We start from the raw sequence: 20178 nt of genomic DNA, 5'->3' as shown, positions 1-20178 counted from the left end.
GCCCCGCCATTTCCTCGAAACCGATCCAATGCCATCGGAATCGAGGTGCTGGTTCCGACGTCGCCCCCGAATCACATTATTCGTCCGCCATCCGCTTGGTCAGCGAACTGAGCAACCGGATCGCAAGGTCTTCGGCATATTCTTCAAGGGTCGGACCGGGCAACTCTTCCTCGACCACCCGGTAACCTCCGGGCGCCGCGGTGATCGTCCGCCGGACCGGACGTTCCCGGAAGTCGTCGATGTTGGTCATCGCCGAACCCATGACCCGGCCGGTCGCCAACTCCTTCGCTTCCGCCCGGAAAACATATCCAGTCGCCGCCCGGGAGTCTGCCACCATCAAAACTTCCACGATCCAATCGGTCTTTTCCCGCATCGCCTCCAGATTCGCGTTCACATCGAGGATGCGCTGGTTCCCGCCACCTTCCGTGCCCCGGCCCGCGGCCTGCACCACCAAATCGGAATCGATCAATCTGACCCCGGCCGCCCCGAAGGGCCGGGCGAAACCTTCGCGAAACTTCCATTCGACGTATTCGGATGAAAAACCGGCGCGCGCCCCGCCATCCTGATATTGACGGAAGGATTCGGATCGGGTGATTTCAACTCCCTCCCCTTGAACTGAAGCCCGGGTCACTTCCCCGGTCGGAAAATGCTCGCCCCGGATTTCACCCGCGGCATGGTCGGCCCTCACTTCCTGGAAAATCTCCGCCGAATCCATCGTCCAGGAGGTCAACTGCGTCCCGAACTGGCGATTGAAGAGAATCGCGACCCGGGGCGACCCCGCCTCGCGATACCGCGTCGAAAATCCCGCAAGCGAAACATCGGACGGCGTCGAGGCCAGGCGGTCAGTCCGGTCCCGCCGCTCCGGAGCGTCCGGATGTCGGGCGACCGGTTCCGCATCCGCCGATGTCGCGGGGCCGATGGCGGTCGCCCGGGCCGGACTCACTTGACCGGGGTCCGTCCGCGTCTCCAACGGACGGGTACACCCGCCGGAAAGTAAGGCCACCGCCACTGTCGCCGTCAACCAAGTCGTTGTGCTTTTCATCGTCCCTCCCTCACTTCAATGTAGTAGTATTCCACGTTGTTGGAGGCGAGCGAACTCTCCCGGTAAGTGGCCACGCCCAAAGGGGGCAAGATCACCCGCTGCCAGGCCGATGGGTTTTCCACCGGCTCCTGTTGTCCACCGAAAAATTGCACGCGACATTCGAGTTGCTGCGGATAATCGGTCCGATTCCGGAACGTGGCGAAGGGCTCCAGGCCGCCGCTTGCGGTCCGGGTCGCCCCATGACGTTCCACCGCGATCCGGCCAGGCCTGCCCCGGGTATTGTCCTGCAGCGAACGGTCGAGGAGAACGACTTGATTGAGGTGGATCGTGGCGTCGGGTGCCCGCGGCGAATCGATCCGCTGGCCGACGGCCGCCCCTTCGCGATGCTGACACCCGGCGAACCACGGGAGCAGGCAAAGACTGAAAATACAAACAACTACGGTAGGTCTGAACATAAGGATTTCGTCTCTCAATGCTGGGTTGATTTCGCCCAAAGGATGACCGCATCCTCCGGGATGGTTTGGGTGACTTCGGAAACGACCGACCCGTCGTCGGCCAAAAATCGGATCGTCGCCTCACTCCCGCGGGCCGTTTTTGGCACGAAAATGGTGTGGACCGTATCCGGCAACGAGGACCAAAAACGAGTATCGGCCCGCGGTTTGGCGTTTTGCGCGACCATCGCCGAGGCGACACCGATCACTCCAAGGCCCCCGGCCACCGCCCCCAACGTGCTCGACGCCCCGTCCATCAGCGGAGCGACGACCATCACGGTTTGCGCGCTCTCGGTCAACGTGGTCCCGATTCGCTCGGCGCTCCTCCTGAATTGAACCTGCCCTTCGAGAATGGCGTCAATCGGTCGAGCTCCCCGGGTCATCGCTTGGAACGCAATATCTTCGGTCGGATAAAACGGCAATTCGTTCCCGTCCAGATACAACATCGCTCCGGTGTCGGTAAATCCCCGCCCTCGAAACAACCGCATCTGATAATGCCCGATCCCGTCGCCGAGTTTTCGGGGAGACTTTCCCGTCTCGGCCACCACCAACAAAACATCGCCCCAGGCCGGTTCCGGATAATCGGGACGAAATTCCCGCAGGGCGGCGAATTCTTCGTCGCGGGTTTGGAAGTCCCCCATCAGATGCGAGGCGTAGGCCGCCATCAAATACATCAGGGCGAAGTCGCAACGATACTGGTGCTCCTCCGCGAACGCGTCCTGGAGGATCGCCCCGTTGAAGACCGCGCGGGCATTGTCATAATCCCCTTCCTTGAGGAACAGGATGCCCCGGTAATAATAGGCCATCGCCCGTTCATACGGTTCCCCCTTGAACTCCTTGTTCTCTTCCTCGTACCAAAGACTCCGCGCCCGCGCCGCTTCCTCGCTCCCGGCATGGGTGATTTCAATTCGGTCGAGCGCGTAATCGAAACTGGCCGCCGCCCGGTCATAGTCACCGAGGACGAGCGCGTGCGTGCCCAATTCCATTTCCCGCAAAACCCGGTTCTCCCGCGAGGAGGTTATGGCCGCGCGAAGGTGCTCCCGCAACTCCGGGGGAACCGTCGCCAGGTAATCCGCCTCATGGGAGGCGAGTTCCCGGCTGACGGCCCCGGGCCCCGGACCGCTCTGGCAGGCACCCCCGATGATCAGGAGGCCCGCCAGCCCGGCGTTCTTAACGGTAGATAATGTCGTCCTGCGAGGCGCGCGCATAATCGTAGATGTTGCTCCAGATGATGGTGCCGTATTCCAGGTCGACCATTTCGAAGGTGATCTGCGTCCAACGTTGCGTCGTACCCGACCGCGAATCGACCGAATCGCGGGTGGCGATCCGCCCCGCCAAACGGAAATCGGCCCCGGCGGTGGCCTGGGTCGTCCGGATCGTTCCGCCATCGGTCACGCCTTCGCGCTTCAACAGCCGTTCGTGCTCGACCATGTCGGCATACTCGCGGCCGACGAAAATCAAGCGCCCGTTGGAGGCCCGGTTCAAATCGACCCGCAACCGGTCGGTGATCAGATTGCGGTTGACCCGCGTTGATCCCTCGTTGCGGAAATACTCCGAATCGATGATGATCCGCGGCGGAGTCGGACGATCGATGAGCGCGGCATGTTGCAAAAGATCCCGCACCATCCGGTCCGCCATCGAAACGATGTCCTGGGACTCCATCCCAACCCCTTGCACCGGTCCCGGAGTGTCGGGCGAATAGTAGGTGGTCGGACGACCGGGGGCATTATTTACGTTGCCGGTCTGGCAACCGGTCAAACCGATTGCCAGCGCCAAGACTGCCAATGTCGCATGTTTCATAGAGTGATGGTCCGTTCCTCCGAACCGCTTTCGGGTTTCGCCTCCGTTTCAACATCCTCTCCCGTTCCCATCGCCGGAGCCACCACCCCGCGCGCCCGCGCCTCGCGGGAAGCGTTGGCGATATGCTGATGGAAAGTATCCTTCAACACGGGGTAAATCTCCATGGTCGCGGAAACCACATCGTTATAATGTTCATTGTGGGAGTGGTTGACATAGAGCCAGACCGAGAGATCGGCGGGATTGTTGAACGACAGGTCGGAGGTCTCGCGGATGAATTCCCATCCCCCGGACGCTTCCACGGCGATTCGCCGCCCCACCGCCGACCCGGCGCGTTGTCCCAGCAAACCTCCGACAAACGGAATCTGCTCCATTGCCATTTGTCCGGCATATGCACCTACGGCCCCGCCGACCGCGGCACCCATCTTCGCATTCACCGCTTTCTCCACCCATTCGGCGACCACACCGTCCGAGGTATAAGGAGCGACATATTCTCCCGCGCTCCCTTCGATCGGAGTCGGGGATTCGAGAGCCTCAGGAGGCAACAGACCGGGACCGGAGGAACAGGCGCCGAAAAGAAGGACCGTCGCAACAAGAATGCCAAAGGAATGGATTCGTTTCATAGAAGATATTACGTTTTGTTTTTGGTTATTGGATTGACCCGATTCCGGCCCGCAGAGCGGAACCGGCTTCGAATTAGCGAAACTTTTACCACAAATAAGCATATATGAATACCCCCTAAATAGGGGGTATTCTGATGGTAAGGACGGGGTTTCCCTGATTGTCAGGTTGATTCCCGGCGCGCCCCTCGCATCAATTCCGCCTGCGACCTCACTCCAAATTTCCGGTAAATCTCCTTCACATAGCCGCCGAGCGTATTCAGCGTGATCCCGAGTTCGGCCGCGATCCTCTTCCGGTGCCGCCCCTCGACCAACAGACGATAGACGGTCCGCTTCTGCGGAGACAGGTTCAGATAGACCTGCTTCCGCGAAAGAGTTCCCGCGGGTTCATTGAAGGCCGGCAACTCCCCCAGCACTACGTCCACGATGGTCCGTTCACGCTCCGTGAACGGGTCCTGGTCCGTTCCCCGATAAAGACCGATCGCGCTCCAACCGCCAAGGGCGAATCGACAGGATAGAATAAACGGGCTTTGATTCGCCTCACGAAGAAGCGGGGAGAGTGCCCTCTCGCCAGTCGACTGCCACGGTGCTTGAAGGTAGGTTGCACATTGGCCGTCCAACGCCGCCACCCCAGGCCCGAAGAACGCCTCGAAACAAAGGTTGCGAGGAACACCCGGACGACGAACAGAGGATGATCCGCCTGAATGGAACGCGGTCCATTCCACCTGGCCCGGTTGAGGGCAATGTCCGGCGAGCCACAACCACCGTCGCGCCGCGACCAATTGACAAAGTCTTTCCAGCAAAACCTCCCGCACCACGCTGCGCCTCTCTTCCGGCGGCCATTTCCCCACCCCCACCCGGACCAATGATCGCAGATCGCTTTCGGACAACTCAAGGGATTGACTAGCCATGGGAAAGAGAACGAAGTGAGCAGAACGCCTCTAAAAACGGATACCCTTTCCATGCTGTCAACCCTCGAATTCAACCCAGGCAAACCGATTCAAACCGATTGGTCCCTCAAGCCTCCGAGCGCCACCTCATCCGGGCGCGCTTCATGGGTGATGCGTGTAAAATCCGGGGCATCCTACCCGGACTGGAAAGACCGGGTCACCCCCAAAAACCATGTTTTCATAACACAATAAACCCGTTGTTTTAGGCATGCATAACACGATGTAATGCCCTGCAGAAATGCCCCAATCTTTACAGCCACTTATTAACTTCACTGTTCATACGGGTTGGAGGTCGTTCCGGTTTTCGCGCGAAGCGCTTTGGAGTGCGGCGCGTCCCCGCACCGCTTTCGAACGGTCAGCGATAGCCGCACTCCCGGCAGCCATTCGACGGTCGAACGTCCTCCGCACGCTCGAAAGCTCCGCGGGGACGCGGAGCACTCCAAAGAGACTCCGTCTCGAAAAGCCAACGTGCATTCCATGTTGCTCCCCGGGCGCAGCCCGGATGTTGACCGGCCCGGCTTGCGTTCGCTCAAACGAGGGCCTCATCACCCGCGGGATGCGCCTCACAACGGAAGATTGATATGATTGCACAAATCGCACATTTTTTGAAAACTCGAAACTTTATCACGGGCGTGACGCTGGGCCTCGCCGGAGCCTTCGTCGCTCCGTCGATGCCCGGACAGAGTCTCGATGATGTGCCCGGCACGGTCATAAGCCACGTCCCGGCTCCTGACCGCTTCCCGGTATCGGGCAACCCGCGCGATCCGGTCTATGTCTCCGACCCCTCGATCGTCGTCATGCCCAACGGCGATTACATCGCCACGCACGCTCATTTCGGCAGTGCCTCAGGCGCCACCGAGTCCGGCCTCACGAGGGTGTTTCGCTCTTCCGACCGGGGCGGAAGCTGGGAGGAAACCGCGGTTCTAAACGACATCCTTCGCGCCAGTCTGTTTTTGCACGAAGGTGTCCTTTACCTGATGGGCGCGGAGGCCGAGGGAAAACCCAATGTTATCCGTCGCTCGACCGACAACGGCGAAACCTGGACTACGGCCACGAGTTCGACAACCGGCCGATTGGGAACGGGAGGACTCGGGACGCCGAACAATCCGGTTCACTTCCACGGCCGTATCTGGAGCGGCGCGACACGTCGCGCGCTGTCGGCGTCCCAGGCATCCGATCTGATGCGGGCTTCGTCATGGTCCCTGAGTAATTCCGCGGGAGCCGATGGCGCCTGGCTGGGAGGAACCTTCATCGACATGACCGAGGGGCAGGTGGTCGCCTCGGAGCAACACGGGGTCGTGGTCATGCCCAAAGTTCGCGCTCTCCCCTACACCGCCTTGTTGCGAGTGAATCCGAGCCAGCCCGGAAACCTGACCTTCGACCCGGAGCACGACTTCGTCGAATTACCCGGAGGGGAGAAAAAGTTCGGCGCGGGCTACGATCCGACGTCCGGAAAGTACTTCGTTTTGAGCAATCCCGTTCTGCCCGCCCATGCCGATCACCCCTCCCTGAGAAGCACGCCGGAGTTGATCCGCAATGCGGCGGCCGTTCTGACGTCGCGCGATCTGTACAATTGGAAAGTGGAGAAAATCTTTCTCTACAGCCCGAACCTGGAGTATGAGGGATTTCAATACATGAACTTCGACTACGACGGCGACGACATGGTCATCGCCTCCCGCACCGCATTCGACGTCGGCGGCAATAAACCGCCACGCGGTCACGATTCGAACTTGCTCACGTTCCACATGCTGGAGGATTTTCGTAATCTGACGCCGGAGCACGTCCTGGTCGCGGACACGGCCAACGACCGGGTGTTGCGCTTTGAGCGGACCCAACACTTGGACGCGCCGCTCGGAAAATTCGCCCTCGGCGCCACGTTCGACGGTCAGCCCCTGAACCGTCCGGGGCGCATGGCGCAGGCACCGACCGGCCGGATCTATATCGAGGAGGAGGGCGGCAGGGTTCTGGAATTCGACGCGGCCGGCAATTTCATAAGTGTTGTGCCGTCCGCTCCGATTGCCTTGCAAAACGGGCCGCTGGAAGTGTTTCAGCCACCTGCCGAGGAAGCATCGTGGGTGCGAAGCGGATCGGGGACCTGGAGCGAACCGTTGAATTGGTATTATTGGAACCGCCCGGACGTCGCGGGGGAAGTCGCCGTTTTCGGCAGCGCCATCACGGCTCCGGCGATGGTAAACGTGAAGTCCACCGACCGCTCCTGGTTTTTCGAAAGAGAAGGCGACGCCCAAGGGTGGGCGACCGCGAACATCAACGACGTGGAAATAACCGGCGGTCTCTTCCGTGGCACGGCGGCCACCAGTGATCCGTGGCTGCACCGGACCGTGGGCAACTTTTCGGGAGACCGTTTCCACACGATCCGGGTCCGCATGCGCGCGGACGTCACCGGCACCGCGCGAGTCGATTTTTTCTGGGGCACGGCGGACGCCGATTCCTTTTCGGGAACCCGCAGGGTGAGCGCCAACTACACCGGCAACGGAGCCTTCCAGGAGGTTGTTTTCAACATGGCCGGCAACACCGACTGGAGCGGAAAGATGATTAGCCGAATTCGCGTTGATCCGCTTAACTCAAGCGCTTTCGTGGATCGGTTGTTTGAAATCGATTCGATCATCGTCGAGGATTCGCAGAAGGACGAAAACCGATATCGCGTATTGTCGGGAATGCGCTTTGACAACGTGAATGGATACACCCTTGTCGGCACCGGTAAATTGAAGCTCGTCCCGGCTGAGAGTATGCCGGCTATCGAGGTAACGCTTGGAAACCATGCCATTGACCTGCCGGTGCGCTTGGACGGTGACCTCGATGTCCACTTGGCAAATCACACATCCCTGATCTTTGGCGAGGCCCCGAAACTCTACGGCAACAAAATGGACGTGCGGGGTGCCGGAACCGTTCATCTGCCCGCCGTCGAGTTGGACGGCGGGGCCGGCATCGGCCTCGACGACGATGCCACGGTGCAGATCGCGGGCGACCTAACCCTCGGCGGCGGCGGTCGGGTGGACATAAACGACGGCCGTCTAATCGTGGACGGCGACTTCATAGGCGGCGATGGCGCCCCGGTTGTCACAGTGAGCCTTGACGGTGGCGAAATCCCGTTGTCGGTTTCGGGAAATGTGACGCTCGAAGCCGAGACCCGCTTGGAGATTTCAATCCCTCCGAATCGGGATTTCGCTCTGGGAGAATCCGTTCAGATCATCGCCTACTCGGGGCAGCGTTCGGGATTATTTCACGACCTTCAGGAAGGAGAAAACATTGAAGGCGACGGACACGTGTTTTCCGTCAGCTATGCCGATGCGGGGGCGATCAGCCTGACCTATCGCGGCATTACCTTCGACGGTTGGATCTCCCGCCAACTCGTCGATGCCGATCAATCGGATCCGCTTGACACCCCGGCCCGTGACGGAGTCGCAAATTTGGTCAAATACATCGTCGGTCAGGCTCCGCTGGACCCTATCGTCCCCTCGCAACGCCCCTCGCTTCAAACCGAAATCATCGACGGAGAACATTATCTTATCCTCGAACAAAAGAGAAATCCCGAAGCGATTTCCGGGGTCATTAACGTCCTGTTCTCCGACGATCTTCTGAACTGGAACGAGGCGGATGGACGAGTAGTCGTCCTGGTGGATACTGACGACTTACTCCGCGTGGCCATCAGGCAGAGCGGCGAATCTCATGGTTTCATGCGCCTGCTGATGCATCTGAAAAGCGACTGATTCTGGGTGCCGCGGAAGGAGTCAGGCCACGCATTCTAACATTTGAAGTTTTCCTCTGTCTTATCAGAACTATCGACTATTTTCCGATGGGGGGCTGATCCGACTGTTCGCCGACTTCGCCATACCCATTCTCAAGCGTTTTGCCAGCCAGTGGCTTGGGATCAACTAGATTCACGCAGGGGCGGGCTGAAAAGAGTTAACTAAGCAGAACTTAAAGAAGTAGACCAGATAAAAAAGCAAGAAAAACAGTATTAAAATTGACGTAATTGCATAAACCAAGGCATGCCAATTACAAAATTTATATTTCTCATATAACTCAATCGAGGATGGCTCAATAGCCTTCTTGTATACACCTGAAAATCGAAATACTATGTAGCTAAAAAAACAATATCCAAGAGCAAACGCAAATAGCTTGGGTTCCCTTTCCATTTCCGGAACTAAATTCCACTCAAGCCGACGCCGCAACATCAATTCTGCCAAAAACTTAAGAGACGCAAAGTTCGCAAGCAGGACAATCCCCATGGTAGCACAGGCTCCGAATCTACGTGAAGCTTGACGACTCCTAACCGCCCAAGAATCGAATCTATAAAGCAAAAACAAAAAGAAGTTGAACACTTTCACCACCCTCCGCAGACTCCAGCAGCCGCAAATCCAGCGCGCCCGAGGTCCGCGAATATTAAATTACCATCCAAAGGAAGAATGAAGCGGGTAGCGAAATCCGAAGGGGATGAAATGCGGTGGGCCATAATGTAGATGGGTTGTATTAGGCGTGATAACACCGGACAGCGGAACGAGAGTCAACCCATGTTTAAAAAAAGCAAACGTTGCCTCCACCGAAATATCCCCTCGGGGCTTTGGACCGCGCGGAAACTGTATTCAATCACATGCGTCCACGGCACGGCCCCTCCGAGAGGAAAATCCGGATTGGAAAGTCGGGATCCTTTACGATGGCAAACGGGCGAGGAGATAGCGGTCGCGGCGGGAGAGGTCTTGTTTCGACTCGATCTCCGCGAAACCGGCCGCGTGGGCGGCGGCGGTGAGGCGGCGATGTTGGTCGATGCCGGTTTCCAGGGCCAGCAGGCCGCCGGGGGCCAGGTGGCGGGGGGCTTCTCGAATGATGCGTTCCAGGTCGGCGCATCCGTCGTCGGGCGCGACCAGGGCTTCACGGGGTTCGAAATCCCGGACTTCCGGCTCGGCGGTCCGCCATTCTTCTTCGGTCAGGTAAGGCGGATTGGATACAATCCAATCGAAGCGTCTCCCCTCTTCCAACGGTTTGAACCAGTCGCCTGGCTCGAATGCGACCCGTTCGTCCAAGCCGTTGGCCCGGGCGTTTTCCCGGGCCAAGGCCAGCGCCTCCGGGCTGCGTTCGATCCCGGTCACGACGGCTTGGGGAAACGCCCGGGCAAGGGCCAGCGTCAACGCCCCGCTTCCGGCGCCGAGGTCGAGAATCGATCCGGGGGGAGGCGGCGGCAGGCGGGCCAATAGGTCGGCCAGTTCTTCGGTTTCGGGACGCGGGATCAACGCCCGGCGATCGACTTGGATCCGGAGTCCGTAGAACTCGACCCACCCCAGGATGTGTTGCAAGGGTTCGCGCCGGGACCGGCGTTTCACCAGGGGACGGATTTTCTCCAGTTCGGCTTCGGTCAAGGGTCGCTCAAATTGCTGGTAAAGTCCCATCCGGCTCAGACCGAGCACGTCGGCCAGAATCCATTCGGCGTCGAGGCGCGGGGTGTCGATCCCGGCCTTTTCAAAAAAACCGGCCGACCGTTGCAAGACCTCGAGGAGGGTGATCATTCAGGGAATCGACGGAGTTAACTTTGGGTCAGCAGCGTCTCGATCTTCTCCTCGTATTCCGCTTTCTGCAGGGCTTCGACCACTTCGTCGAGTTCTCCTTCCATCACTTGGTTCAAGCTGTGGAGGGTGAGGCCGATCCGGTGGTCGGTCAGGCGACTTTGCGGGAAATTGTAAGTGCGAATCCGTTCGCTGCGGTCGCCGGTGCCGATCTGGCTTTTGCGGTTGGCGGCGTATTTAGCCCGTTCTTCCTCTTCCTTCGCTTTCAACAGGCGGGAGCGCAAGACGGTCATCGCCTTCGCTTTGTTCTTCAACTGCGACCGCTCGTCCGAGCAATTGACGATGATCCCGGTCGGTTTGTGAAGGATCTGCACGGCGGAGTCGGTGGTGTTCACCCCTTGTCCTCCCGGGCCACTCGCCCGGCAGACGGAGATTTCGAGATCGTCGGGATTGATTGCGACATCGACCTCCTCCGCCTCCGGTAAAACCGCCACCGTCACCGTCGAGGTGTGGATCCGTCCGTTCGCTTCGGTGTCGGGGACGCGTTGCACCCGGTGAACCCCGCTCTCGAATTTCATCGTCTTGTAAACATCTTGTCCGGTGAGGTGGAAAACCACTTCCTTCATCCCGCCGCGCTCGCTGTAGCTGGCGTGCATCTGTTCGTTGCGCCACCCTTGGGTTTCGGCGAAGCGGGAATACATCCGGTAAAGTTCGGCGGCGAAGAGCGAAGCTTCGTCCCCGCCCGCTCCGGCCCGGATTTCGACGATGGTGTTGCGCGAGTCGGTTTCCTCCGGCGGGATCATTCCGATCAGAATCTGCTGTTTCAACGACTCCTGGCGCTCTTTCATTCCGGGTAACTCCATTTCCGCCAATTCCTTGAGCTCGGAATCCCCGCCCGCGTCGGCGACCATCTCCTCGTGCTCGGCAATTTCAAGGACCAGGCGATCGAGTTCGTCGTAGGCCGCCAGGACCTCCTGCAACTTCTGGTGCTCGCGCGAAACCGCCGCCGCCTTGCGCTGGTCGGAGTAAAAATCGGACGACGCCATTTGCGCGTCGAGTTCCTCGAAGCGTTGGCGGATGGGAAAAATGTCGGGAAGGCCTTTCATGAGCTGAGCGATACGGATTCCGGGAAAGGCTAGAAGTTGAACGGTTCTCGGCCGATTTTCAACCGAGAAGGCGCGAACCATTCATCCTGGATGGACAGTAGGCACCGATTTCAACCACGAATGAACACGAATTCACACGCACGAGGGACTTACTGAAGCACGCTCTTGGGTTGATGCATGATCAGAATGGCGATGAAAAGAGGAGACCGTCTTGCCGGATCCCCTCTTGAGAGGGGGGGACCGCTCGCCAGAGCGGTGGGGTGTGTGAGCGTCTCCTTCCCGCAAGTCACCCCCGTAATGTTCCCAACGCGTTTCCCTCTCTTGGGTTTCGCGAAAGCCCGCCGTCGTCCGATTCGCGTCCCGACTTGAAATGCCCGCGCCACACCGTATGGCGCCCGATCCATCCGGCTCCGACGAGCAGGACGCACAGGGCGACGAACCAATCGCCGTAACGCACGTAAACAGAGGCGCGGTCGACCCAGGCGGGATCCCGGGTTACCGGGAAAACACTCGCCCCCCGGAAGTAGATCGAGCCCCCGTCATCGACCAACACATCATGGATACCCCCGTATTCGTCGATCCATCCGCTCCACCCTCCGTTGCCGCTCCGCAAGACCGGACGCCGCGTCTCCACCGCCCGCAACACCGAATGCGCGGCATGCTGGAACGGCATTCCTTCCTCGCCATACCAACCGTTGTTGGTGACCACCACGAGGAAATCCGCTCCTCCCGCGACCGTGGTCCGGGCCAACCGGGGAAAGACATCTTCGTAACAAACCAACGGTCCGGCCCGGAAATCCCGTCCGGCGATCCCGACCGTGATCGCTTCCGGCGACTGTCCGTGGATGAAACTTCCCTCCAACGGCACGATTTTCGAGATCCATCCGAACAGCGCCGCAAACGGCACATACTCCCCGAAGGGAACCAATTTCCGCTTGTAGTAATGATGCGGCAACACCCCCTCCGCCGGATCGACCGCCACGATGCCGTTGAACCAATCGTCGTTGGGCAACACCCCGACCGATCCGATGATCATCGGCGCTTCCATCTCGGCGGCGATCGCCTCGGTCCACCGACGCATTCCCGGACTGCCGACCACCGGCAGCGGAGTCACTGCCTCCGGCCAAATCACCAGGTCCGGGCGCCGGGGAAATTCTTTGGTCCGCAACGTGGTCCGCTCGATCGTCCGGAGAATTTCTTCGGTCTGGGTCGGATCCCATTTCAAGGTCTGCGGGATATACGGCTGGACGACCGCCGCATGGAACATCTCCTCACGCCCCTCCCCCGCCGCCGGACGAACCGCGTAAAACACTCCGAAGCTCCCCAAAAACAACAAAGCCAGTCCGACAAAAAACTCCGGACAGACCCGCCGCCAACCGATCCCGCGGAAGCGGACCAGCCGATCCACGTAAAAGGCCAAACCGAGGTTGAAGAAGATCAACAGAAACGACACCCCGTAAGCCCCCGTCCAGCCGGACACCTGCAACAAGAGCGGTCGCTGCCAATGACTCGCCGCCAACGGCAACCACGGAAAACCGGTCAGGATGAACGACCGCACATACTCATGCACCACCCAGAGAGCCGCCAAGCCGGTGATCGCCGCCAACCGCAATCCGAACCCTCCGTTCCGGACCCGGGGCAACGTCCACCACGCCGCGAGAAACCAAACGCTGAAATAAAGCGCCAACACCACCGACAAGAGAAAATACCCCCCGAAGGTGACATGCCGGAGCCAGACGATCAGGATCAACCACGACAGCAATCCCCAAACGAAAATCGCCGCCGCCGCCAACTTCAACGGTCGCGGCCGGAACAGCCAAGCGAGCAACGGCACCGCAAAGACATACGCCGCCTCCGCCACGTCGAACGGGGGAAACGCGACGACATAAAGCAGGACCGATAATCCCACCGCTCCCCACGTCCAAACCGACTCCGGAACTTTTCGTTGTTCAATATCCATCAAGATCCATCTTGCCCAAACCCCACAGAGTTTACCCAAAACCGCCCAAACTCAAGGCAAACGGAACGATGGAAGAATCAGGCAACGCACGAATACCGGCGCCCCCGTGAGAAAAGGAACGTCTCCCTTGCCGGAGCAACATTCGGCCCTAGACCAAACTTCTCACGACGCGAAGACCGCATAAATGCGGGACTCCAACAAGGACGCACCTTCGCCCGGATGAACGCCGCTAAAAATCCGTAAAAAACACGTCGGCAGCCGCGCTTTTTCCGGCTAACTTGACTTAGGGCAAGGCTTCTGTTCGAAGTCTCCTCTAAACTGAAACCATGACCGGAGAGACGCGACTGCCATCGAAAGACCACCGGATGACGATTTCGATCGAATCATCTGGACGGGCGCGGCCGGGCGAATCGCCGCTGGTGAGGCTGGCCGCCTTCGCCCTCTTGGCCGTCATGGTGCTCGGCTTGAACTTCCACCTGGTCCTTTTCCAAGCTTACGGCTGGTCGGGCATGTTGATCCAGCAACACGAAGCCACCCGTTCCTGGACCGCCGCCGCGCAACAAACGATCAGCGGCGAATCCCCCTGCGGCGTCTGCCGCCAAGTCGAAAACGCCATCCTCGCCTCCGAATCCTCCGGTTCCGGCGCGAAGTTCGCCGGCGCCTTCTCCTTTTTCTCCTGGCTGCTCGTTTTCCTGAAGAGCAACGATCTCCAACTCCCCTCCCCGCCCACTCCGATTTCCTTCAGCTTGGCCGCGGAAACAATTCCGGCCGACGCCCCGCCTTCCCTCCCCTCCCCGCCCCCGAAGTCAGTAAGAGCCTAGCTCTTTCCCGTGTAGCATCGGGCTTCCCGCCCAGGACCGGGCCTTCCGCCCAGCATCGGCCTTTCCTTGTAGCATCGGGCTTTCGCCCGATGAGAGCCGATGACGAAGCACGAATCCACTGACAACTCCCCCTCAACCGGGGGCAATCGATCCATAACTTTTCCACGGCCCTCCGCGGCCATCTTTTTCCATGCATTTTCCAATTTCATTCCCGGCCAACCGCCGGATCCGCCGCCAAGCGCGCTCCAATCGAGCCTTCACCCTCATCGAACTCCTGACGGTGATCGCCATCATCGGGATCCTCGCCAGCATCCTCATCCCGGTGGTCTCATCGGTCCGGGAAAAGGCCAAAACCGCCCGTTGCGTCAGCAACGTCCGCCAAATCGCCCTCGCCGGCTACCTTTACGCCCAGGACCACGGGGTCTATCCGGGATGGAAATCCGGCACCGACCGCAAGGAGCTGCTCTATCCGTATCTCCACTCCGGAGCCTCCAACCACGACACGGCCGGCGACCAAATCTGGCATTGCCCGAGCAACGACCAACTCGACCGCGAGGCGAGTTACGGCCTCAACACTTACCTGAATTGGCAACCGATCGAACGGGTCCGCCACCCCTCCTCCACCGTCGCGGTGGCCGACGCCGGGATCACCGACGCGTTGCAACCGACGTTGGCGACCCACTTGATGCCCCCCTCCGCCACCACCACCTCCAATATCGGCCGACCCAATCCGCGGCACAACCGCCAGGGCCAGCCGACCGTCAGCGTCGCGTTCATGGACGGCCACGCCCGCTCAATGCGGATGGAAGCTCCCTTCTATCCGGGACTCCCGGGAGAATGGTTCGGCAACGGGATCACCGACCCGGAGGATCCCGCCTACAAGGACGAAATGTGGGACCTGAACTGATGAACCGATCCATCCTCTCAGCCCGCCGACTCCTCGGCGTCGCGCTCGCCGTCGGGCTCGTCACCTCCGTCCTCGCCGCGAACGATCCGGTCGACCAACCGCGCGATTTCTCCGCCGGCAACGCCTTCGACGTGGTCGTCGCCGACGGCCATGTCCACCTGCTCTTCGCCCAACCGGGTCATGGAGACGGCCGGGCGAACCTGAACTTGTTCCACACCCGCTCGGGCGACGGCGGCGCAACGTGGTCTTTGCCGATCCGGATTCCCACCGATCACGCCTCCCCCGGGCGTCACCAACGGGGACACGACCCGCGCCTGGCGGTTTCGGGAGACCATTTGATGGTGCTCTGGACCGCCCAAGGGAAAGGTCCGTGGGGAAGCGGGCCCTTAGCCACCGCCCGATCGAACGACGGCGGCGAAACCTGGACGGCCGGCCCCGGGGTCGGCGGCCGACCGGACGAAGGTTTCCGCTTCCCGGCGGTCAACGCCAACGGCGACGGTTTCCATGCGGTCTGGATTCACGCCGACGGCGACAGCCGGTCCCTCCGTCATGCCAGCCTGCCGCTGGCAGGCGGGCGCTGGTCAGTCAGCTCCACCATCGATCCCCATATTTGCGCCTGCTGTTGGAACAACCTGCAATTCATGCCGGACGGCAACCTGATGGTCCTCTACCGCGATCAAGATCCGAGCGACATGGGAGTCGCGATCGCGAATGACCCCCGAGGAACGGACTGGCGTTTGCTCGGCCACGCGGGCGATTTCGGCTGGGATTTTCCTGGTTGTCCCCATGTCGGCGCCGGCTTAGCCTTTGGAAACGACGCAAACGGAAACGACGTCCTGCTAGCCACGGTCTGGACGGGCCACCCCGACCATGCCGGAGCCTACATCCTCCGCAGCTTGGACGGCGGCGAAAACTGGCGGCGGACGCCGATGCCGGGAAAACCTTTCGCCGGTCCCTGCAATACCGACATCGCCTTCCTCTCCGGAGAACGGGCGGCGGTCGTTTGGGATTCTCCCGAAGAGAACGGCAATCGGATCATCAAGGTCGCAATCAGCGAAGACGCCGGGCAATCATGGAACCATCTCCGCCAGTTGTCGCCGGAAACCGAATACGCCAGCCATCCCCGCGTCGTTCCTCTCGACGGGCGCGTCCTGGTATTCTGGACCGAATCTCCCACCGACGGCCCCGCCCGCCTTCAAATGAGGAACGTAACTCCGTAACACCGAGGCTTCCGCTCGCCGCCCATCAAATTCCCTTAACGGACGGACCTCCCGGGGATCGATACGCTTGCGCTCGTTCCCCAAATCAGAGGTCAAACCCGAGCTCCGAGCTGTTTTTACCGCCCTGATTCACCCTACTTTTCTTTTGGACCGACCAATGCTTAATTTTACCGTGCCCCCTATCGGGGCGCCCCCTGATGGCAGAGGTGGATGACGGACGCTATATTGCCAGCGTGATGAGGAGGAAATGGACAGACGAACAAGAACCAATCGTTTCATCCTTTCCCCTCATCCGGGAGGAGAAAAACAAACCGTAGGAAAGACGGCAGGAGGCCACCGACGGTCGCCGCTATACGGCCGAAGGTTGAGTCGTTGGGAGAGAGAGACGGAGTGAAGAAGGGCAGCCGCCCCGGCGTATAACGCCAGGGCGGCTGCTTCTTTTTCAACATTTCCTTTATTTGTCACCCACCCGTAAATGCCCTTGAAGAATCCGCCATCTCCACCTAAAGTCGGCTGCATTAGTGCGTAGTCGCCTGCAACAGCCTCCATTCGGACTCGCAACCAACCGTTCAGGCGATTCCGCTTCAGACTTATGAAAAAAATAGCCGTCATCAACGGGCCGAACCTCGACCGCCTCGGAAAGCGCGAACCGGACATTTACGGCCGGCAAACCTTGGCCGACCTCGAACAGATGCTCCGCCAAGCTCCCGGCTCCGACCAAAGCGAACTGTTTTTTTTCCAATCGAATCACGAAGGCGCTTTGATCGACAAACTCGGCGAGTTGGCGGATGGAGGTTACGACGGAATCATCATCAATCCGGGCGGACTCACCCACACCAGCGTCGCCTTACGCGACGCGTTGGCCGCGACCGGCATTCCGGCGATCGAAGTGCATATTTCCAATATTTACCAACGCGAAGAATTCCGTCACCGTTCATTAACCGCCCCCTCTTGCCGCGGTGTCATCTCCGGTCTCGGCTTTTTCGGTTACGCGGCCGCCCTCCGCTTCCTGACTTCGAATTGACCCGCATGCCCGATTCACCGACCGAACCGCAGTGGTACGTCTGCCACACAAAACCCCGATGCGAAAAGCGCTTTTCCAACCTCATGGAGATGGAAGGGTATGAATATTACCTTCCCCTTGCATTGAGCGTCCGCCGCTACGGCACCCATACCAAGAAATTCACCAAACCACTCTTCCCCGGCTACGTCTTCGCCAAAATACCCCCGGTCGAAAAACCGAGGGCCCACCAACAGGACCACCTGGTCCGGATGTTGCCCGTGGAAAACGAAGCCACGTTTCTTCGCCAAATCGAAGCGGTCAAGACCCTCATCGGATCCGGCTTAGAGTTGTCCCTCTGCCCGCCACTGGAAAAAGGGATGCGGGTCATCGTCACCGCGGGCCCCCTTTGGGGCGTGGAAGGCATCGTCGACGATCCCAGTAGCCCTCGCGGAATCGTCGTATCTGTCGACATCCTCCAACAAGGAGTGCATGTCCGCCTCTCGCCCGACCACTTGAAAACCGTCGAAGTTTAAAGGCGGGTGCGTCCCCGCACCACCTTCGACTGGCCAGCGACGGCTGCACGCTCGACAACCATTCGACAGCCGGAGCCTTCTCAATCCAGCTCGACCACCAATCTCAGGAAACGTCGGGCATCCCCTTCGGTCGCGCTGGAATCCAAAACCGTTTCCTCAATCACGTCATCGAGCGAATTGTAGGGATGATCCACGCTGCTCCACAAGGATGTCCAATTCTCCAGGTCCACCGACGACTCCACTGTATAAATCAAATCCTCCGCGTCGCGCGACCTCCAAAAGGTGATCGCCAGCATTCCGTCGACCTGAGTCGCCCGGGGGAGCAAGCTCCGCGAATTCTCGTCGGGAGTGCCGCCGAACGCATATTCCAGGAGGTTCACCACCCCGTCCCCGTCGGGATCGGCTGCAGCTCCGCTGATCGCCGAGTTTTCCAACTCATCTGGGAAAAAGAATTGCCGCCAACCATCGAATCCAGCCGGTATCTCACTCGCCGGCAAGATATCGACCGCCCCCCTCGGCCACAATTGATACCCTCCGATGAAAGGGGCCGCGGTCTTGAATTGACTGAAAATCCCCACCACATCGACCGGGTAGGCCGGTTCGGCCATCCATGAAAGATCGGTGAACCGATTTAGATACAGGTCGAGCCCGAGGATTCCGGCCCCATCTGTAACCGTCACCGTACCGTTGGCCCCGGGCATCGCCCACGAACCTCCGGTTTTCGTGATACCGACAATCCGGACCAAACTCCCTTCCAACGTTTCCGGTGCGGCCAATAGTTGGGCGATCGTCTTCACCCGCGGTTCAGGCATGCCCACTGCTCCGAGGAAAAGCAAATCGCTCGGGCCCGACAATTCAATCCGAGTCAGACCGCGTTCCTGACCCACCCGTCCGACGACGCCATATCGGTTCCCGGCCGACGCTTCGATCCCCATTTCGATCATCGACGGATGAAAAACGGCCACACCCGCGGTCTCGTCCTGCATGAAAAAGGAAAATTCCTCGTTGTGGAAAACACCCGAATTGACCGTTGCCACCCCGCCGACCAGGACGGTTTTCCCCAACGCCGACGCCTGCCCGCCCTCATCCACCGCCCGGATCGCCTCCAAGGGGATCAAGGTCCACCCGGCAGGCTTGGCGGCGATCGGTCCCCGTTCTTTCCCGGCTTCCGCCGTTTCGACCGTGATTTCAAACTCACCGAAACTCTCCGGTAGCCCGAATGGCGCCGAGATGAACACTCCCCTCAACTCCACGATTGCCGAATCCCCGGGGCCGATACCAGCACCCGTTATGACCACCACCGTTCCCGCCGCCTCAACATGGGCTTCCGCCAAACCGGGCCCCGAGAGCACTACCTCGTCCGCCGCGCTCCAACCAGCGGGCATCGCCAACTCAAACGACTCAATCACCGCCGTCCCCGTCTCGTTGCCCGATAGAACCACCGCCACCGACTGCGTCTCCCCCGGCATGAATAACGGGCGGCCGAAAAAGGGACTTCCAGGGGTCGCATTGACCACGGCCGCCCTGCCGGGCGAAACCGTACCATTGATCGCCGTTGCGCGAAATTGAATATTATCGAATCGATTATTTCCGGTCGAGGCCGGGGATGCCGGCAAGCCGGTCAGAACTAATCGAAAATAGACGACTCCAGCATCATCCAATTCGGGCATTCCCGAAAAATCAACGGTTCGCAGAGCGTAGCTACCACCCGGCTCCAACGATCCCGCTGGAAGAAACACCTCGCCATCGAGACTCCACCACCATTCGTGGGTGGTGAATCCACTGTTCGATCGCTGGGTCGCATACGAAACCGCTAATCCACCGAAATCGGTCATGTCCAAGGTGAACTGGAGATATCGGCCTTCATTGACCGAATCGACCCCGTTTCGCAAACCGAGATCACGGCCGGCGGGATCGGCATCGAACCGGCCGACCAACGTTCCCGCGAAATCCGTTACGTTTGCCTCGTCCCAATTCGTGGTCAATTCCCCCAGCCCATGACTGACCGCCAACTGGCTTTCCCGCCCCGCGGTCGCCTCGTTGAAGTTCCACCCGGCCAGGAGGTAGGTCTTTCCGCCAATCGTCGGCTGTCCGGTGAAAACCGCCACCTCCGCACCGTTTAAAAAGGGAACAGCCCACGCGGCCATCACCAAACACAGGATCATTCGGTTCATAAGGGGTATTTGTAATCTATTTTGGATACTAAAGA

The 20178-nt window shown here is 59.8% G+C and carries 16 protein-coding genes; 6 read left to right on the top strand and 10 right to left on the bottom strand.

Annotated features, from left to right (window positions below; genetic code table 11):
- Nucleotides 1–76: 76 nt before the first annotated feature.
- From ACWUI2_RS13110 to ACWUI2_RS13085, 6 genes are all read right to left on the bottom strand, one after another.
- Entirely contained in the window at nt 77–1042 is a 966-nt protein-coding gene (locus ACWUI2_RS13110; protein WP_486983303.1) for a hypothetical protein, read from the bottom strand.
- Entirely contained in the window at nt 1039–1497 is a 459-nt protein-coding gene (locus tag ACWUI2_RS13105) for a putative periplasmic lipoprotein (RefSeq protein ID WP_486983302.1), read from the bottom strand. Before ACWUI2_RS13105 ends, ACWUI2_RS13110 begins: the two co-directional genes overlap by 4 nt.
- A 14-nt stretch (nt 1498–1511) precedes the next feature.
- Nucleotides 1512–2741, bottom strand: coding sequence for a COG3014 family protein (locus ACWUI2_RS13100; RefSeq protein ID WP_486983301.1), 1230 nt, complete (start codon nt 2739–2741; stop codon nt 1512–1514).
- Nucleotides 2704–3333 carry a penicillin-binding protein activator LpoB gene (locus ACWUI2_RS13095; protein ID WP_486983300.1) on the bottom strand — a complete coding sequence of 210 codons (630 nt, stop codon included), beginning with the start codon at nt 3331–3333 and terminating at the stop codon, nt 2704–2706. The genes ACWUI2_RS13100 and ACWUI2_RS13095 overlap by 38 nt, the downstream gene beginning before the upstream one ends.
- A complete protein-coding gene (locus ACWUI2_RS13090) occupies nt 3330–3953 on the bottom strand; it encodes a hypothetical protein (RefSeq protein ID WP_486983299.1) in 624 nt (207 codons plus the stop codon). Before ACWUI2_RS13090 ends, ACWUI2_RS13095 begins: the two co-directional genes overlap by 4 nt.
- 161 nt (nt 3954–4114) lie before the next feature.
- The gene (locus ACWUI2_RS13085) at nt 4115–4861 is read right to left on the bottom strand and encodes a helix-turn-helix transcriptional regulator (RefSeq protein ID WP_486983298.1); all 747 of its coding nucleotides are present in this window, start codon (nt 4859–4861) and stop codon (nt 4115–4117) included.
- 644 nt (nt 4862–5505) lie between these two features.
- Here ACWUI2_RS13085 and ACWUI2_RS13080 point away from each other — a divergent pair.
- Nucleotides 5506–8628: a hypothetical protein gene (locus tag ACWUI2_RS13080; protein ID WP_486983297.1), complete on the top strand. Its 3123-nt coding sequence runs from the start codon at nt 5506–5508 to the stop codon at nt 8626–8628.
- A gap of 942 nt (nt 8629–9570) precedes the next feature.
- Here ACWUI2_RS13080 and prmC read toward each other — a convergent pair.
- The 3 genes from prmC to lnt all read right to left on the bottom strand — a co-directional run bounded on the left by prmC (nt 9571) and on the right by lnt (nt 13485).
- Nucleotides 9571–10422: a peptide chain release factor N(5)-glutamine methyltransferase gene (prmC, locus tag ACWUI2_RS13075; RefSeq protein WP_486983296.1), complete on the bottom strand. Its 852-nt coding sequence runs from the start codon at nt 10420–10422 to the stop codon at nt 9571–9573.
- A 17-nt stretch (nt 10423–10439) separates the two neighbouring features.
- Entirely contained in the window at nt 10440–11525 is a 1086-nt protein-coding gene (gene prfA, locus ACWUI2_RS13070; RefSeq protein WP_486983295.1) for a peptide chain release factor 1, read from the bottom strand.
- Between the two features lie 286 nt (nt 11526–11811).
- Complete coding sequence (lnt, locus tag ACWUI2_RS13065; protein WP_486983294.1) at nt 11812–13485, bottom strand: apolipoprotein N-acyltransferase; 1674 nt, start codon at nt 13483–13485, stop codon at nt 11812–11814.
- A 326-nt stretch (nt 13486–13811) separates the two neighbouring features.
- On the opposite strand from lnt, the gene ACWUI2_RS13060 reads away from it, so the two are divergent.
- The 5 genes from ACWUI2_RS13060 (at nt 13812) to nusG (ending at nt 17969) form a co-directional block, all read left to right on the top strand.
- On the top strand, nt 13812–14306 hold the full coding sequence (locus tag ACWUI2_RS13060) for a hypothetical protein (RefSeq protein WP_486983293.1): 495 nt from the start codon (nt 13812–13814) through the stop codon (nt 14304–14306).
- Nucleotides 14307–14496: 190 nt separating this feature from the next.
- Nucleotides 14497–15213, top strand: a complete 717-nt coding sequence (locus ACWUI2_RS13055; RefSeq protein ID WP_486983292.1) for a type II secretion system protein — start codon at nt 14497–14499, stop codon at nt 15211–15213.
- The gene (locus tag ACWUI2_RS13050) at nt 15213–16433 is read left to right on the top strand and encodes a sialidase family protein (RefSeq protein ID WP_486983291.1); all 1221 of its coding nucleotides are present in this window, start codon (nt 15213–15215) and stop codon (nt 16431–16433) included. Before ACWUI2_RS13055 ends, ACWUI2_RS13050 begins: the two co-directional genes overlap by 1 nt.
- Nucleotides 16434–17025: 592 nt before the next feature.
- A complete protein-coding gene (aroQ, locus tag ACWUI2_RS13045; protein ID WP_486983290.1) occupies nt 17026–17457 on the top strand; it encodes a type II 3-dehydroquinate dehydratase in 432 nt (143 codons plus the stop codon).
- A 5-nt stretch (nt 17458–17462) separates the two neighbouring features.
- Nucleotides 17463–17969, top strand: a complete 507-nt coding sequence (gene nusG, locus ACWUI2_RS13040) for a transcription termination/antitermination protein NusG (RefSeq protein WP_486983289.1) — start codon at nt 17463–17465, stop codon at nt 17967–17969.
- 80 nt (nt 17970–18049) lie between these two features.
- On the opposite strand, the gene ACWUI2_RS13035 is transcribed toward nusG, so the two are convergent.
- The gene (locus tag ACWUI2_RS13035; protein ID WP_486983288.1) at nt 18050–20143 is read right to left on the bottom strand and encodes a hypothetical protein; all 2094 of its coding nucleotides are present in this window, start codon (nt 20141–20143) and stop codon (nt 18050–18052) included.
- Between the last annotated feature and the right edge of the window lie 35 nt (nt 20144–20178).

Source organism: Verruconatronum alginivorum, from assembly GCF_056590205.1.
The sequence above is the reverse complement of the archived record's forward strand: the minus strand, read 5'-3'. Positions and strand labels throughout refer to the sequence as shown.